We start from the raw sequence: 16,114 nt of genomic DNA on the forward strand, positions 1-16,114 counted from the left end.
CAAAAACAGCACATCAACAATGAGATTTAGAACACAAAAAATTTTCAAAAACCAAATCCCGAAAGGCAGAATACCTAGTTTTTAGAGATGCCCTTAAACAAAGAAAATTATATTAAGGTGCCAGATCAATTTAAAATTGATAAGTTAAATATTAACGACCCTTATTTACCAAATTTTTCTAAATTGCCACGGGAACTTAAAGATTTAATAGAAAAATATAAAGGGGAAGGAAACAAGAATTAGCACTTCAGGAAGTTATAGTTGCTTCCGGGGATAAGGCTATCTTTATCCTTACACTTAAACTGGTGGTTTTGCAAACCATTCAGTTTAAGTGAGCTCACTAGGTTTCACCTAGATTCGCGCCAATAATACTCTGTGTTATTGGAGCGGGCCTCCAATAACACAGAGTATTATTGGAAAAGCTTGCGAATAGAAAGTAATTCACCTTCCCCTTTTCTTTTGCCGTTAAACATTTTTTTAAAAAACTTATGTTGGATAGATGGGCTAACTATTATGATGATATAGGACTATTAGAAGAGAGAAAGAGTGCCTATTTAGCTTATGCCAAATCATTAATTGACAGAAAATTACCTGTTATTTTTGATTTTATTCATTTAACGAGATTATTAGGTAGAACACCAGATTATTTAGCATCAGCTATTAACTCGCCTAATAATCATTATAGGTCATTTGAAATTAAAAAAAAATCCGGTGGCAAAAGGAAAATTATCAGCCCGTATCCAGCCCTATCTGAAACCCAAACATGGATACTTGAAAATATCTTAAATAAAATTCCAATCCATAATTTTGCCCATGGATTTGTAAATAAGAGATCTATCATTACTAACTCCAAGCTACACAAAGGACAAAAGGAGTTATTAAAGATGGACTTGGAAGACTTTTTTCCATCTATCAACATTAACAGGATAATTTATATCTACAAGAAACAAGGATACCCTAATATTATCTCTTTTTACTTGGCTTCACTTTGTTGCTACGAAAACCATTTGCCTCAAGGAGCGCCGACAAGCCCATATTTAAGCAATCTAGTAGCTATACAACTTGACAAGCGGCTAGCCTTATTGTCAAAAAAATTCAATCTAAGATATACTAGGTATGCTGACGATCTTACCTTCTCAGGAGACAAAATACCTACAAAATTCATAGAATATGTTTCTAGCATAATTCACAATGAAGGGTTCGTTATTAATGAAAATAAAACAAGATTGTATAAATCCGGGGGTAAACGGATTGTAACGGGAGTATCCGTTGCAACCGAAGAACTAAAGTTACCTCGAGAATACAAAAGAAAATTAAGAACCGAGTTACATTACATCTTCACATATGGTTTACGTTCACATATCGTCAAGAAAAAAATTAGAAAACCTAATTACCTTTTATCGATTATAGGCAAAGTTAACTTTTGGCTTAGTATTGAACCTGATAATCACTATGCCTCATATGCAATAAATGAACTAAGAAAGATACAAAATGAGATTATAGGCACGAATATCAATGATATTGAGGCAGCAAATAATAGCTAAGCCCCATTCAACTTCTCCCACACCCTTTTATATTCGGCTGCGGAGAGCTTTGACCCCGCTGGACGGGCAGTATTCCAAGCATCAACGCCTTGCTCACCAATCCAAGCGGACACCGCGCTTGAGGATTGATTAAAAATAACTCCACCCACAGAAGCACTATATAGCTGGCCTAGCCGGTTCGCAATACTCCGGGGCACGTTATTCTTACGCATTAATACCCCCTCATCCGTATTAACGCCATAATGAAGATATGCGGGTAGGTTAGCCATCCGCTTTTTCTCAATATCAGAAAGGCTATTCCAATCGACACCACTGGTCGGCATCTGTTGCATTGCAGCAAGCCCCCATGTTGCGGAATTGGCAACAACACTATACAACGATTTCGTTGCTTTTTCTATCGCTTCATGGAGTGGAAGATGAGGATATACCCGGGAAGCGATGGACGCAATATTCTTTCCGTTGACCCAGTCTATCATCAGCCGGGCAACGCTGGTATGCTCTAACGGCTTGCCCTCTCCATGGATGTTCTGAATCGACCTCCGAATTTCGTATGTATCGAGCATAATGCCCACCAGCTTTCGCATACTTTGGTTTTGCTCAGAAAACAATTGGCTTCCCTGCCAGTCTTGCGGTGTCAGCTGGGCTTTTGCCAATCCCCTAATCATCTGCCTAACGGTAACTGTGGAGAAACCGGTTGAATCGGAGATGTGAGCGTCAGCCACACTAACTGAATTGGCATATGCCCGAATGCGCTGCCGTAGGAAGTCCTTCTTATGCTGTGGAAGTTGACGATATCCTAACGTACCCTGTAGTTTTTGCTCCAATTGAGCAAGAAAAATCCCCTGATCCTCCGTCAGCTTGCGCAGATGTGAAATGTATTGCAGGATGGCCGACCAACGTTCATCAACAAACAACCAGTTCTCTAAATCTTTATCTGCACGCCGTAATGCGGTATCAATAGCACTTACTAATTGCGAATGCAAATCTTCCGAAGCCTTATTGACGTATTGGGTAACTTGCAATAAGTCTTTACCATTTTTAACCGCAATACCGACCCAGCCCATATTGTCTTGACCGGCTCGGCCAACCCGACCAGCCAAATTCCAAAAATCACGCACGGGCATGGTACCGAACGGGTAACTATAAGATCCCATAATCACAGCGGATACAGGGAAATTGATGCCCTGTGCTATGGTCGTGGTAGCCACTAATGCTTGAAGCTTACCTGTGGCCATCAGATCTTCTACTAAAAACCGGATTTCATCGGGTAAGGCCGAACTATGAACGGCAATACGACGATCCAGAAATTTAGCCAACGGAAAATCATCACCGAGTTCGCTTTGGACCAGCAACTTTAGTAACCGGACGTCGTCGTCGGCTGCTAAGTCATGCCCAACACGTTGGTACAATTGCTCCGCAATGGTATAGGTTTCCGCTGGATTACGTGCTAAGACAATCAGTGGACGATCAATACATAAAAACTCCGCCGCGACGCAGGCAGCAATTTTGGATTTAGCTGTTGCCAGCTTTGCCTTGGTCTCCGCAGCATTTTGGAAGGAAGCAAGAGGAATGGCATCGCCAATTTGATAAGTAGCCTTATCGGTAAGCAGTGTTTTAAGTGAAAGGTCGTAATTCCTTCCCCTACCATTGACTTCAATCGCTCCGACAACCCGCTCATTCGGCTGCCACCAGTCCAGTTCCAAGTTGATAACACTACCGCGATCTCCTGCCAGCCAATCCACCACTTCAGCAGAATTGGAAATGTCCGGTGTCATCAACAGGAAGTTGGCTTCCTCACAGTCGTTGCGGATGGTAGAGAGCAGCAATTCAAGTGTAAGCCCTCGTGTTGCTTCTTCGATATTATGAGCTTCATCAACAACAGTTAGCACCAATGGTCGTTCCGAAGTAGTACCGAGCCCCTGCCTTACCAACAGGTTCATTTTTTCGTAGGTGGTAATGAGCACGTCAAAATTCGTTCGATTGCCGCTATCCTCAACTAAATACTGCTCAAAGCCGTCCAATTCTATAGCTCCACTGGCTTTTTCTACCCTAATGCCTATAGTGCCTAGCTCTTTATTGAGCTGATTATAGAGCTGGTTGGCAAGCGCTTTAGTAGGAACCACGTATGCTACCCACCCTCCCAGCTCTTTAAATTGATTCAGTGCTTGCAGGATGCGGTATTCGGCAATCATGGTCTTGCCACTTGAAGTAGGCAGATTCAGCACGATGGCCCGATGGGCAGGGTTCAACAATTGACCCGCTAAAATAGATTCCTTCTGCGGGTAAAGCAGCTCGAACACCCCTTTGTCTTCACGATTTGCGATGAAGTGATTAAACTTCGTAATCCAATTATTCACGCCACGCGTGGTATACCAAATGGTATTCCTGACCATCTTGATGGCAAACGCCTCAAAAAATTGGTATAATAGTTTAAGGGTAATGTTGGCAGCTTTTTGAGCAAACTCGCGTGACAGGCCTACGTGGTAATGCAGTTGGGTTTCGATGTCATTCGGCCTGCCCTCCATTAAATATTGCCCCAGTAGTTCAATACTCTTGGCAAAGTGATACAGGGAGACAAGCTCCGATGCACCGTATCCACGACTATATTCGCCTACTTGACCCAAGAAGTCTGTTTCGAAATTCTGCTGTTCAGCACGTAATTGGTTAATCAGCGAAACAGCCTTATCGATATCGGCCCACGAATTTTTCCGCACCAAGTAAACCAACGCCTTGAAACACAATGTCAGCATCCGGGCGTTCCAGTCATCCCCAGCATCCAGCCCCGATATTTCTTCTGCTTGTGCCTTTAGGTATTGCCGCACGAAATGCCAGTGCTCACCTAAATAACCTAGCGAAATGAGTTTGATTTGCTCATAAATATATAGGTCACTCGCTGCATCATGGAGCAACAGGCTCACAATGTCAAAATACGTTGCACACAGGGCCTTAAATTCCTGCGTATCCCGGCTGTTCCATTGTTGAAGTATAGATACCTCACAAAGTTCCTTTGCGGTTTCGAGTTGTTGAAGTTCTTCTTGCGTGAGCTGAACGGCCTGAAAACGGGTGGAGAGCTTTCCCTTTTGGATAAGCGCAACGATCCCTTGAAGCATATCGGGATATGCCTGCTCCAACTGACCGTATTTTGACCGGACGCTCATCGCTACGCACCGTTAATGATAGAAAGCCATTCTTCCTTTTGGATGGGAAGGTACAAAGCTAACAGCTTTAAACCGTTTGGCTCCAAAATTTGTGTCTTTAATTTATGATAACTCAGCGAAACGTCATAGTCATCCACTGGCACATCCCTTACCAGCACTCCAACCAAATGAAAATCTTGGCTTTGCGAATAGTATGCGCGCAAACCGCTATCAAAATCTTGCCGGAATTGGTGCCCTTCAGGAAAGTGCCTAGCCTTGTTGCTAAGATACTGGATTAATATACTTCTTTTTTGCTTATCGGCCGACAGGTCTCGGAGCTGCTTTTCAATACCATCGCCGCTGGTCATCACTTGCGGGGGTCTGGTGGCCGTCTCCGAAGAGGTCTTTACCTCACCAAAAAGAAACAGAACTTGGTTATCAATTTCGATAAACCCAACCAAATCAGCACCCGTCTTATTCCCTTTTGGGTTTCTGGCATCTCTGTTTTCATTCCAATGGAAACGACATGTAAACGCTTGTTCCAAGATTACTTCCGCATAGGCTTCACCGACACGGAATTGCTGGGCAGATACATTTGCATTTTCCAATGCCTGAATATCGGCCATCAGCTCGTCACTGGCAACAAATCCCGTATCCGACTGCAATGCGCGGAGCCTATCAAGGGTATGCTGTGCCTCTTCGCGGTCCAGCAGGTTGTCTTTTACGGCACCTTGGAGATGCCCCCTGCACTCACCCTCATCAATCGATATGCCATCGTAGCCTCTTCTTACGGTTTCAAAATGGTTGTATTCGACCTTCAAATCAATCAAGTTTAGTTTGAGAAGTTACGTCCAAAAGGATGTATTTCATAATCTTAGATATGGCAAATCTAATATTTTTAGCTTTAAAAGCAAGATAATTTTTGAGAAAAATAAAGTTACCGCTGAATCATTTTGCAATATTGGAAAAATGTGTGTCAAATAATTGGGTTTTCAAATCCTCCTACTATTTTCGATATTTCTCCCATTTTAAAATATTAATTTGAATTTCAACCTATCCATTTAATCACGGCTTACAAACCTTACACGCCCCATAGCCATTCTTAACCGCCTCTTTCTTCGTCGTCTTGATTTGGCTTTTACTCAGATACCGGCACCCAGCTTTGTGATACTTCTCGCCCGATTTGGTGATGTACACCGTGGTATCTTTTTGCTCGGTGACCGCATAAGTTGCGACCCCACCCTGCACGTCCGAAGCCGCAGGCAACAAAAGCCCGAAGACGATAAAAACGTAAAGGATACGCCTGCGCATAATAATGGGCTTAATGATGATAGCTGTTTCTTTCTGTTTCTTGTTTTTATAATGGGGCCTATTGGTTTACTTGGTCCGTTGTGACGTGCAAATTACAACATGCATTTCAATTTTGCAAATGTAGGGTCAAACTTACGAAGTGGATTCTTCATGGATATTCCTCCGTTGGTTATACGAAAGTAGTAGGCGGGAACGGAAGAACATTACGGGAAACCGGAAGGTTGGAGGGTTCGATTTATTGGAGAGTCGGCAAACGTGTAAACGAAGTTTCCTTGCCGAAAAAAGAGCCGGTTATGGACAACGAATCATTGCAACATTACCAGACGGCCTAGTACAGCGATACAGCAATAACTTCTCGGAGAAGAACCTTAGACGAATGATGCAGTTTGCCTCGGTTTTTTCGGATGAACAAATTGTCGTATCGGCGATACGACAATTGAGTTGGACGCATTTCATTGCGTTGATTCCATTGAAAAGTGACCTTCAACGGGAGTTCTATTTGGAACTGTGCAAAGCGGAAGCGTGGAATGTAAAGACGCTTCGAGAAAAAAATAAACAGCATGCTGACGCTATCAACAAACTTGTCCGTTTCCAACGGAATCCGGAGTTCGATCCGAATGCGTAAAACGACATTTTGATATTAAACCTTAATTTCGTTATCTTTGTTCTATCATGGTTATCGAGCGTACAGATAAAGAAATCATTTTCCGTTTGCCGGTAGACACCGATATCCGAGGTTTGCAACGTATTGTCAATTATTTCAAGTATAAAGAGGCGGTCAAAGCAAGCAAAGGAACGGAAGAACAGGCCAACATGCTTGCGGACGAATCTAAAAACCGTTGGTGGGCAGAGAACAAGCAACGCTTCATTAGGTGAATGTCGTTGTAGACACCAATATTGTTTTCAGCACGCTCCTCAACCCTAAATCGGCCGTCGGGGAAATCCTGATGAATCTCCAGGATAAGTTCGCGTTTTTTGCACCAGAATTATTGATTGACGAGTTGGAAAGATATGCGCCAAAAATATCCGCATATTCGAAGCTTGCGCCACACCAACTCAATCAAATAAAGCAATTGATTGTGACCAACCTGACAATGGTGTCGGAAGAACTCATCAGTGAACAATCCTGGATAGCAGCTTATGAACTCACAAAGGATGTTGATGAAGATGATACCCCCTTTGTCGCACTAGCTATAGAACTAGACACTAAGCTTTGGACTGGTGATAAAGCCCTTATCAAAGGACTACAAAATAAAGGGGCCGATTTTATCATTAATACCATAGGGATGAAGTCCATTTTTAAATAACTTTACGTTTTGCGCGCTGCTGGTCTACCCCTCCCTCGATTATGAACTCAATACCCAAGTACGCATCCATCGCGAAGCGAATGGTTATACGCAAGAGGAATTTGCTTTTTTGATTGGGCGGGATGTGGCGGATATAATCCGGTATGAAGACCTGACAACCACGGATGCCTACGATTTCAACAACGGCAATTCAATTGGGGGGAAAAAATCATTGAAAGGATTTCCGATGATTTGAAAAAGGAATTTCCGGATATAGCAGGGCTGTCTTCTCGTAATCTTAAATATTGTAGGCAATTTTATCAATTTTATCGTTCATCAATTGGGCAACAACCTGTTGCCCAATTGCCCGACAACCTGTTGGATAAAATCCCTTGGGGCCACAATATATTGATATTCAGCAAATCCAAAGATATTGAAGAAGCTCAGTTTTATGCACAAAAAATCATTGAAAACAATTGGAGCAGGGACACATTGGCGTTGCAACTGAAATCTAAGTTATATGAACGAAGCGGAAAAGCCATCACCAATTTTACCAATACGTTACCGGAGCCCAAATCTGACCTTGCCCAACAGACGCTAAAGGATCCCTATGTATTCGATTTCCTACAGCTAGCCGAAGATTACAAAGAAAGGGATATCGAGAATCAGCTTATCGACAACATTACCCGCTTTCTGCTCGAACTTGGAAAGGGTTTCGCTTTTATAGGGCGACAATATCGACTTGAACTCAACGAAAAGGAATATTTCACAGACCTGTTGTTTTACCACATACCCATGCAGTGTTACGTAGTGGCAGAAATTAAAAACAAGGACTTCGAACCCGAGTATGCAGGTAAACTCAACTTTTACCTCACCCTTATTGACAGGACATTAAAACGGCCACATGAAAACCCAACCATTGGCATACTGCTATGCCGCGGAAAAGACAACCTCGAAGTGGAGTATGCCCTGCAAGACATCCACAAGCCCATGGGGGTAAGCGAATTTAAACTCGCGGAGGTTCTGCCGGACAACCTAAAATCCAGTTTGCCGAGCGTGCAGGAGCTGGAAGAAGAATTAAAAAAATTGGATAAAAAGGAATAATTGGCTGACTTAGAGAGTAGCTATAGAACCTATTTAAGCGCGATTCACCCGGAAAGAACACGGCGATCCATTGATAAATTGGCGAAGCGTATTGGCTGACAGGTAAGCGCATTATTGAGGAGGAACAGCAGGTCGAGGATTTGCATGATGAAAATGTATTGAACAATCGGGGAGTTCTGTTTTTCATTGGCACGGTTTCTTTCTCACGCATGCATTTTATCATTAGAGACAACTATTTTCTGGACACCTTCAATATGTATATATTTACTGCATGCATACAGCGATTCACACTTCACGGAAGCTAGAAAAACTGATAAAAAAATGGGTCATTCCACAAACCGGCAACATCCAAAATGCACCTCTGGGAAAATGGAACGCCACGGTCTTCTTTGTAGATCGAAAAAAATGCTGGCTCGTAACGAATGCTAAAACACAATACCATGTCATTCTGCCGGACATAAAAGCCGCCGATATGGCTGATATTGATCGGATAATTAAGCAGGCTTTTTATACTCAACTGCAATATGATGGCATTTCTATTTCCCTGGACAATGTTAATCGCCTATTGAATGATGTTCTCCTCTATCCTACCGATAACGACAGAAGCACAACTGCTTATCAAAACCAGCGATTACTCGAGTTGGATTACTGGAAACACGGATACCAAGGCCTGGAACATATGCCAATCCGAGATTTAACCAATCGGATCAACAAAACCCCGATTAACCTAATCTCTAAAAAGAGGTTTAGCGCTTGTACCGATGCATTGACTGAGATGAAAAGATTGTTGGATGTTGCAAATATAGTGTACTGATTCAAAAGCATATTATTAAAAGGCTCTCTATTGTAAGAAAAGCAAACCTAATATTGGGTGTTTTTTTGGTGGTTGTATAGCTGATGGGATAAATGATCGGTAGAGTTAGCAAGGACAGATCAAACATAATCCTTGATTCTTTCAATTACTGCATCTATCGTGCTGGAATTCACGGCAGGTTTTCCTGATGGTATGGTTTTATGCCAAAGGCAGTACCGCTTCGCGTACTCGCCTCTATCAGGTGCTCAGGTAATGCCATCACTTATCTTTTACACACCGTACAGAAAAATGCTCGAAATCATCATTATGATAAGCATGTGTCCAAACTCCATCGCCGTCGTCGAAGAAGAGCACCTTCGGCCCGTCGCGCTCCTCATCCCACGTGCTGGTCCATATCGCGCCAAACACATCCTCGTTGGCGCAGTCCACCTCCCCTCCGAAGGTGCTACAGTCGCCAGGGGGGGTCATGCTGAAGCCGAATGTATCGGAATTACCCTGCCATCCCTCCCAGAGCGCGCGGGCCTTGAGCTTTTTCCCTGCCAAAGCCTCCCCACCTACAAAGTTAACCAGTTCATTCACTTCTGCCTCCGAAGGGATATGCCAGCCCAGCGGGCATCCGCCCTGTACCGGCTTATTACCATCGAAAGCTGTGCCGCCTGTCGCTTGGTCCCACGTATATAACCTGCCGTAGCCGTCGGTCTTCGACGGGTCGTTGTCGAAATACATGCCCCTGCCAGTCCAGTCTAGGTTTTTGGCCATCCATACCTGTTTACCGATGCATACCGTTGGGTACTCTTTCCCATCGCGCGGGTCGGTGAAAGGTTCGCCACAATCGGTATAGCACCAATTTGGGCTGGCATATTGCTTAAACCGCAGCGCCCCTGCATCGGTTCTGAATAGGTCTGAATCCCAAGGCAATTCCGCTACCGAACCGAACAGCAGGTGTACCAAGCCGGTGCTATCTTTGGTGTCAAACAGTGATTTGACAAGCCGGTATTCATTCTTTTTGCAGAATTCATTCGGCACCGCATAGGAGATGCCCTTCGTAGCGGCCTCATAGCCGTAGAATGTACGCGGGTTTTTGCTTAGCCAAGCTTTGCCCACCGCATCGATGTTTGTGGCCCGTACAGTATCACCATTCGCATCGAGCCTGGGAAATCCGTAGCGGTTATAAATGGGATATGAATCGGCCATCCAGCCACTGTAGCACGCATTGGAAAACAAAATCGTATGGTTGAGGTCGGGGATCATTTCACGGATACCTTTCGACGTAACGATCACCGTAACGGTGTGACCAAATAACCTCTCCAGTGCCTTAGGGTTCGACCAGTCGGCCAACTCCGGTGGGTTGAGGGTATAATGGAACCGCAGGTTACCGTTCTTAAACTGTGGAGCGTTATGTGCGCCCACTGCATTGCCGAGGAGTTCAAAAAAAGCATCGACAGACTCAAAGCCGTTCCCACCGCCGAAACGCACCTCCGTTCCTGTCAGGATGCCGTCGAATTCGCCGTGCGTATCCAATATCGCAAACCCGTAGGTATTCAGGGTACGTAGTGCATCGACCGTACACTCGGCGTTCTTCAATACCGTGATCTCGAATTTATCACTTGCCTCTTTGATTACATCGACGACATTCCGCTCAAACTCCTTATTGTTTTCTGAATAAAATTCGCTGTGATGGGCACTATATAATAATACCTTTTTCTCTTCAATAGGCTGCGAACATTCGTCTTCTTCCGCCGCAAATGCGATCAGGCCCGCTGTGCCCCCGGCGGCGCCCCGGTAAAGGCTTAATCCATCTTTATCTTCAGCTCTGATGGATAAAGTGGACCTATACCCTCCCGTTGTGGTGACCACCAGGTAAGCTCCGTTAAACACGTGGACATCTTCTACATCGTCCATCGCGGCGATTACTTCCACAGCTTCTTCCAGCGCCTCGGGGCCAACGGTTTTCAACCCGATAGACGCCTCGACGACCTTTCCGACTACATCCTGCATCACCTCCGCTACCCGCATGGCCTTCTCGTCTTCGCTGACCGCTGGTTTCCTACCCTCGGTTCTCTTTTCTTCCTTTTTAGTTCCGTTGGGAGAATCTTTCTTACATGCATGCCCTGAGAAACCCAGGATCATCATCATGGCAATTGTTTTGGCCAATTTTGCTTTCATCGATTTTCTATTTGCTAAGAGATAATCGTAGAATTGCAAAAAGGTCATCAAAGGTGATTTGCTTTAGCACGTATGCCCCGCCTGTTCGCAGCTGCCGATTTTCTGCGATATACCTCAGCGCTCTAGCGATTTCACGGGTAGGCTTACGTTCGGTCACCGTCGGGAGACTCCGCCGCATCTTCGTCGTCGTCAAACAGAATCCGTACGGATGGCGTATAGGTATCGTCGTGCTGCCCGGTTTTGTTTGCCCAGAAGAAAGCGCCGAGGAAAATGAGGGCGATGAATACGCTGCAGCCGATAAGGAAGAAGATAACGCTCATGATCTTTTTTTGATTAGCCGCTGTTTCGAAGCGTAAATACGCGTGGCTACCGTGGTGAAACTGATAATCGTAACCGTACTTAACGGCATGAGTATGGCCGCAAACAGGGGCGACATGGTACCCATGACCGCAAAACTCAAGCCTACTGCATTATATACCAATGAGATTCCGAAGCTCATATGGATAACTTTTCGGACATCTTTCGCAAAACTGAAAAAGCGCGGCAGCATCGCAAATGACCGGCCGTCCAATACCGCATCGCAACCCGGCGAAAAGTTGTTGATGTCGTCGCTCACCGCCACCCCCAAGTTAGCCTGTTTCAAAGCTCCTGCATCATTGAGACCATCGCCAAACATACATACAGACTTGCCTCCTTCCTGCAACGTCCGGATGTATTCCAACTTCTCAATGGGCAGGCGGTTGAATAAAAGGGCAGACTGGCGGGGGAAGATGGCGCGCAATTGTTCGCGGTCTTTGTCGTGGTCGCCGGACACCAGGTTCAATGTATAACCGGTTGCCAGCTGCCCCATCACCTCCGCCAACTTCGGTCGCCAAGGCTGCGCAGCTACCAGGCAGCCTTTTACACAACCATCGATGGCGATATAAACGTGGCTTCCACGCACCGTATCGTCCGGTGTGGACATGGCTCCTACGAACACGCTGCTACCTACACGCACGTCATGGCCAGCAACCACAGCTTCAATCCCTTTGCCTGTTATCTCCTGGAAACCGCTTACGCGCATCGGCGCAACCGATCCACCCCAATTGACCAGCTCACGGCTGAGTGGGTGGCTGGAGTTCTGCGCCACGGCTACCACCATGGCCAGCTCATCGGGCGTCAGCTCGCCATCGAAATACATCCGCGACGCATTCGGTGAGGAGATGGTCCCCGTTTTGTCGAATACGAGGCAGTCTATTGCGGCTAGCTGCTCAATCGCCGCGGTATTTTTGATATAGAAATGGTTGCGGTCGAAAATGCTGAGTGCAGCCGATAGGGTAAATGGGCCGCTCAAAGCCAATGCGCACGGGCAGCCTATGATCAATACAGCAGTGAATGCACCCCACGCTTTTGCCGCGTTGCCCTGAAAAAACCAATAGGCCATAGCGGAGATGGCAATAGTAAATAAGGCAACTGTAAAATACCGGCTCACTACGTTACTAAACGTCCGGAACTTCCGCTCATACGGTTTAAAAGCCTCGTTGTTCCATAGCCGGGTCAGGTAACTTTGCGATACGGCCTTCACCACTTCCAACTCAATGGCTTCGCCCAGCTGCCGGCCGCCGGCATAGATAATCTCGCCGAGCACTTTCCGCACCGGCTCGGATTCGCCGGTAACAAAGCTGAAGTCGATATCGGCGTCTCCTTTCAGGAGAATGGCATCAGCAGGGACGATTTCGCCGTTGCGGACGAGCAGCCGGTCGCCCACCCGGATGTCCGCAAGGGGTATTGGCTTCATCACGCCGTCGACTACCCGTGTTACTGCGACCGGAAAATACGAGCGGTAGTCGCGCTCAAACGAAATGTGGTGATAGGTACGTTGCTGCACCCACCTGCCCACCAACAGAAAGAACACGAGCCCACAGAGGGTATCCGCAAACCCGGGGCCGCTGCCAGAGAAAACTTCCCAAGCGGTCCGGGCAAATAATACTGCGATACCGAGGGCCAGTGGTACATCGAGGTTGAGCTGTCGCTGACGGAGGCTATGCCATGCCGAGGTAAAGTAGTCCCGCCCGCTGTACAGCAGGACGGGAAGCGAGAAGGCGAAATTCATCCACCCAAAGAATGTCGCGTACTTCGCCTCAAAGGCCGCCATGCCGAAATATTCGGGAAAGCTCAACATCATGGAGTTGCCGAAGCAGAACCCTGCAACGGCTATCTTGGCGACTAACCCGCTTTGGGAAAACTTGCGGCCCGCCTTTACCACATCCTGCAAAGTGATTTTGGGCGCATACCCAATATCATCCAACAACTCGACCAGTCCGCGTACAGGTAGCTCCTGGTGCTTGAACGTAATATTTACCTGCTTCTTCATGAAGTCGCTTTGCGACCTCACGACCGCCGGATTTAGCTTGTAAAGATGCTCAAGCAGCCAGATGCAGGAGCTGCAGTGGATAGCCGGGACGTAGAAGGTTATCACAGTGATTTCTTCGTTTTTAAAATCAACAAGCTTATCGGCAATCACCGGCTCGTCCAGGTATTCATAGCGGTCGCCCTGTTCAGCTTTCTTTTTACCGGGATGCGTGTTATACCGGTAATATTGCTGCATATTGTTTCCGCTCAGTATGCGGTATACACTCTGGCAGCCCACGCAGCAAAACTCATGGCCATCAGCCTCATACCCGGCGTGCAACACCGCATCGCCGCAATGAAAACACCGGGTATTTTTCGAAGCTTTGGTTCCTACAGCCATTTGTTTTCAGTTATTAAACCGCACTGCTGAACAACGGTTGTGTATATTGCTTTTCGTGCAGGCGCTCGTCAAACGCCGTGCAGATATTTCGCAAAAAAGCGGAGCCCGTTGATGTAACCCGGATGCGCATATCGTCCACGTCGACCAACCCATCCGCAACCATTGGCTGCAAACGCCGCAGGATGGGTGCAGCCTGTTCAGTTGCCATATCCAACACGGTGATGCCCCGGCACATCACGTCAAGGATGTGTTTCCTTATACGCAGGTCGGTATCGGAAAGCACATGCCCTTTAAACACGGGAAGCTCACCCCTATTCACCCGTTCCTTGTACGTTTCGACGGTTTTCTCATTCTGCGCAAAGGCCGTCCACGAATCGCTGATGGACGATACGCCGAGACCGATGAGCAGGGGCGAATACCGGTCGGTATAACCCATGAAGCTGCGGTGCAGCCCGCCGCTTGCTGCCGCGATGCAGAGGGCATCTTCGGGCAGCGCAAAATGGTCCATGCCCACATCCCGGTAACCGGCATCGGTGATAAGTGCTTTGCCTAGGCTATAGAGCGCCAGCTTCTCCTTCCCTTTCGGGATGTCTGCTTCGGTATAATGGCGCTGGCCGGGCTGCATCCACGGCACATGCGCATAGCTATAGAACGATATACGGTCGGGCCGCATGGCGAGCGAGGCCGCGATCGTTTCGCGCACGGTATCAGCGGTCTGCAGCGGCAGGCCGTAGATGAGATCGAAATTGATGGAGGTGTAGCCGATGCGGCGGGCGTCTACCATCACCCGCCGTACATCAGCTTCGGTTTGCCACCGGTTGATAACGCGTTGCACGTGGGGGTCGAAATCCTGTATACCCAAGCTAAGGCGCCGGAAGCCGGCGTCAAAAAGTGTTTGTAGGTGTGTTTCCGTGGTATTTGCCGGATGGGCTTCGAAAGAGAACGAAGGGTTCGGCAATAGGTTGCTCCCCCGGAGCAGCCCCTCCATGAGCCGCTGGAGCTGCGCCGGACTGAAAAACGTGGGCGTGCCGCCACCGAGGTGTATTTCGCTGACGGGAATAGCTGTGGCGCCAAGCAGGTTGCGGTACAGTTGCCATTCGGCCAATACGGCATCGATGTATGGCCCTTCGACGGCGTGATTTTTCGTGATGCGTTTATTACAGCCGCAGTAGGTACAGAGCCGTTCGCAGAAAGGAAGATGGACGTAGATCGCAACGCCCTGCGACGATGAGTTCCTGAAGCCCGCACGCACGTGGCGGGCCCATTGCCCTGCACTCCATGTGGATTCGTCCCAGTACGGCACGGTGGGATAGCTGGTATACCTCGGGGCTGCCACATCGTAGCGCGCCACCAATTCCGCGATATCAACTTCCCGCCTGACCATATCGATAGCGATTTTCCGCTTGGTTATCAGCTTCCGGCTTCACTTTTTTTTTATCCATTTCGCAGACCTTCTGGCAGCAACAGGCTTTACCTACGCACTTGCCGACGCCCCAGGCATTGAGGTTACGTATGGTTTGCTTGGCAATGTTTTCGATCGATTGGTCTGCATCGGGTGCGTTGGCCACTTTGAAATCCATCCGCGTGGCTTCTTTGAGGTCGATGTGCGTAGTGGTTTTCGATCGGGTAATGATTTTGGTTACGCCGACATTTTTCAGTTCCCACAGCATTTTGTGGTCAAGGATGTCATAAGGCGAAACAATCACCGCTTCTTTCCCCACAGCGTAGGCCACCGTTTGCTCATTCAACTCATTGGATATCAATGTCAGGTCGTGTTTCTTACCATTAGCCAAGGCCAAACACTCCTTTTCTTGTGGTTTTATGCTGTAAGCGATTGCTTTCATCCGTCCGTATGCGTCCTTAGGTAAATAATTCCCTTCCTTGTTCATTATTTCCAAAACTACGGGGGTACGCTATCGTGGGCAATGCACGGTGTCAGTTGAAAAAGTGATATTGGTTACAATTTTTTGATTTACGTTTGAGTAATTGGCATAAATAGCTATAACAGAGCGCCGAGCACG

The 16,114-nt window shown here is 46.9% G+C and carries 13 protein-coding genes and 1 pseudogene; 6 read left to right on the plus strand and 8 right to left on the minus strand.

Translation table 11 applies throughout. The features are described from left to right. Positions 1 to 488 precede the first annotated feature (488 nt). Positions 489 to 1,544: a retron St85 family RNA-directed DNA polymerase gene (locus tag ACEVG1_RS19805; protein WP_374745465.1), complete on the plus strand. Its 1,056-nt coding sequence runs from the start codon at positions 489 to 491 to the stop codon at positions 1,542 to 1,544. Here the strand turns inward: ACEVG1_RS19805 and ACEVG1_RS19810 are convergent. The 3 genes from ACEVG1_RS19810 to ACEVG1_RS19820 all read right to left on the minus strand — a co-directional run bounded on the left by ACEVG1_RS19810 (position 1,541) and on the right by ACEVG1_RS19820 (position 5,992). After that, positions 1,541 to 4,702, minus strand: a complete 3,162-nt coding sequence (locus ACEVG1_RS19810; RefSeq protein WP_374745466.1) for a DEAD/DEAH box helicase — start codon at positions 4,700 to 4,702, stop codon at positions 1,541 to 1,543. The genes ACEVG1_RS19805 and ACEVG1_RS19810 overlap by 4 nt on opposite strands. 2 nt (positions 4,703 to 4,704) lie before the next feature. Beyond that, positions 4,705 to 5,502, minus strand: a complete 798-nt coding sequence (locus ACEVG1_RS19815) for a hypothetical protein (RefSeq protein ID WP_374745467.1) — start codon at positions 5,500 to 5,502, stop codon at positions 4,705 to 4,707. A gap of 244 nt (positions 5,503 to 5,746) precedes the next feature. Beyond that, positions 5,747 to 5,992, minus strand: coding sequence for a hypothetical protein (locus tag ACEVG1_RS19820; RefSeq protein ID WP_374745468.1), 246 nt, complete (start codon positions 5,990 to 5,992; stop codon positions 5,747 to 5,749). A 139-nt stretch (positions 5,993 to 6,131) separates the two neighbouring features. Here ACEVG1_RS19820 and ACEVG1_RS19825 point away from each other — a divergent pair, with 139 nt between their 5' ends. The 5 genes and pseudogenes from ACEVG1_RS19825 to ACEVG1_RS19845 all read left to right on the plus strand — a co-directional run bounded on the left by ACEVG1_RS19825 (position 6,132) and on the right by ACEVG1_RS19845 (position 9,196). After that, positions 6,132 to 6,617 carry a DUF1016 N-terminal domain-containing protein gene (locus ACEVG1_RS19825; protein WP_374745469.1) on the plus strand — a complete coding sequence of 162 codons (486 nt, stop codon included), beginning with the start codon at positions 6,132 to 6,134 and terminating at the stop codon, positions 6,615 to 6,617. A gap of 47 nt (positions 6,618 to 6,664) precedes the next feature. Next, a complete protein-coding gene (locus ACEVG1_RS19830) occupies positions 6,665 to 6,868 on the plus strand; it encodes a hypothetical protein (RefSeq protein WP_374745470.1) in 204 nt (67 codons plus the stop codon). Then, positions 6,865 to 7,299, plus strand: coding sequence for a PIN domain-containing protein (locus ACEVG1_RS19835; protein WP_374745471.1), 435 nt, complete (start codon positions 6,865 to 6,867; stop codon positions 7,297 to 7,299). The genes ACEVG1_RS19830 and ACEVG1_RS19835 overlap by 4 nt, the downstream gene beginning before the upstream one ends. A gap of 189 nt (positions 7,300 to 7,488) precedes the next feature. After that, positions 7,489 to 8,382 (plus strand): annotated as a pseudogene (locus ACEVG1_RS19840) (YhcG family protein); the annotation flags it as partial. Between the two features lie 271 nt (positions 8,383 to 8,653). Further along, positions 8,654 to 9,196 (plus strand): hypothetical protein, encoded by a 543-nt coding sequence (locus ACEVG1_RS19845; protein ID WP_374745472.1) that lies wholly within the window; start codon positions 8,654 to 8,656, stop codon positions 9,194 to 9,196. Positions 9,197 to 9,454: 258 nt separating this feature from the next. Here ACEVG1_RS19845 and ACEVG1_RS19850 read toward each other — a convergent pair whose 3' ends face one another. The 5 genes from ACEVG1_RS19850 to ACEVG1_RS19870 all read right to left on the minus strand — a co-directional run bounded on the left by ACEVG1_RS19850 (position 9,455) and on the right by ACEVG1_RS19870 (position 15,937). Continuing rightward, the gene (locus ACEVG1_RS19850; protein WP_374745473.1) at positions 9,455 to 11,362 is read right to left on the minus strand and encodes an FISUMP domain-containing protein; all 1,908 of its coding nucleotides are present in this window, start codon (positions 11,360 to 11,362) and stop codon (positions 9,455 to 9,457) included. A gap of 143 nt (positions 11,363 to 11,505) precedes the next feature. Next, positions 11,506 to 11,682, minus strand: coding sequence for a cbb3-type cytochrome oxidase assembly protein CcoS (gene ccoS, locus ACEVG1_RS19855; RefSeq protein ID WP_374745474.1), 177 nt, complete (start codon positions 11,680 to 11,682; stop codon positions 11,506 to 11,508). Next, on the minus strand, positions 11,679 to 14,093 hold the full coding sequence (locus tag ACEVG1_RS19860; protein ID WP_374745475.1) for a heavy metal translocating P-type ATPase: 2,415 nt from the start codon (positions 14,091 to 14,093) through the stop codon (positions 11,679 to 11,681). The genes ccoS and ACEVG1_RS19860 overlap by 4 nt, the downstream gene beginning before the upstream one ends. Before the next feature lie 13 nt (positions 14,094 to 14,106). After that, complete coding sequence (gene hemN, locus ACEVG1_RS19865; protein ID WP_374745476.1) at positions 14,107 to 15,477, minus strand: oxygen-independent coproporphyrinogen III oxidase; 1,371 nt, start codon at positions 15,475 to 15,477, stop codon at positions 14,107 to 14,109. After that, entirely contained in the window at positions 15,458 to 15,937 is a 480-nt protein-coding gene (locus ACEVG1_RS19870) for a lactate dehydrogenase (RefSeq protein WP_374745477.1), read from the minus strand. Before ACEVG1_RS19870 ends, hemN begins: the two co-directional genes overlap by 20 nt. Positions 15,938 to 16,114: the final 177 nt, after the last annotated feature.

It is taken from the genome of Parapedobacter sp. 2B3, assembly GCF_041925275.1.
Lineage (GTDB): Bacteria > Bacteroidota > Bacteroidia > Sphingobacteriales > Sphingobacteriaceae > Parapedobacter > Parapedobacter pyrenivorans_A.

Bases quoted from the DNA above. Each gene is read 5' to 3' on its own strand.
- ACEVG1_RS19850 (WP_374745473.1), bottom strand. From the start codon at position 11,362: ATGAAAGCAAAATTGGCCAAAACAATTGCCATGATGATGATCCTGGGT.
- ACEVG1_RS19860 (WP_374745475.1), bottom strand. From the start codon at position 14,093: ATGGCTGTAGGAACCAAAGCTTCGAAAAATACCCGGTGTTTTCATTGC.
- ACEVG1_RS19810 (WP_374745466.1), bottom strand. From the start codon at position 4,702: ATGAGCGTCCGGTCAAAATACGGTCAGTTGGAGCAGGCATATCCCGAT.
- ACEVG1_RS19820 (WP_374745468.1), bottom strand. From the start codon at position 5,992: ATGCGCAGGCGTATCCTTTACGTTTTTATCGTCTTCGGGCTTTTGTTG.
- ACEVG1_RS19845 (WP_374745472.1), top strand. From the start codon at position 8,654: ATGCATACAGCGATTCACACTTCACGGAAGCTAGAAAAACTGATAAAA.
- ACEVG1_RS19830 (WP_374745470.1), top strand. From the start codon at position 6,665: ATGGTTATCGAGCGTACAGATAAAGAAATCATTTTCCGTTTGCCGGTA.
- ACEVG1_RS19805 (WP_374745465.1), top strand. From the start codon at position 489: ATGTTGGATAGATGGGCTAACTATTATGATGATATAGGACTATTAGAA.
- ccoS (WP_374745474.1), bottom strand. From the start codon at position 11,682: ATGAGCGTTATCTTCTTCCTTATCGGCTGCAGCGTATTCATCGCCCTC.
- hemN (WP_374745476.1), bottom strand. From the start codon at position 15,477: ATGGTCAGGCGGGAAGTTGATATCGCGGAATTGGTGGCGCGCTACGAT.
- ACEVG1_RS19870 (WP_374745477.1), bottom strand. From the start codon at position 15,937: ATGAAAGCAATCGCTTACAGCATAAAACCACAAGAAAAGGAGTGTTTG.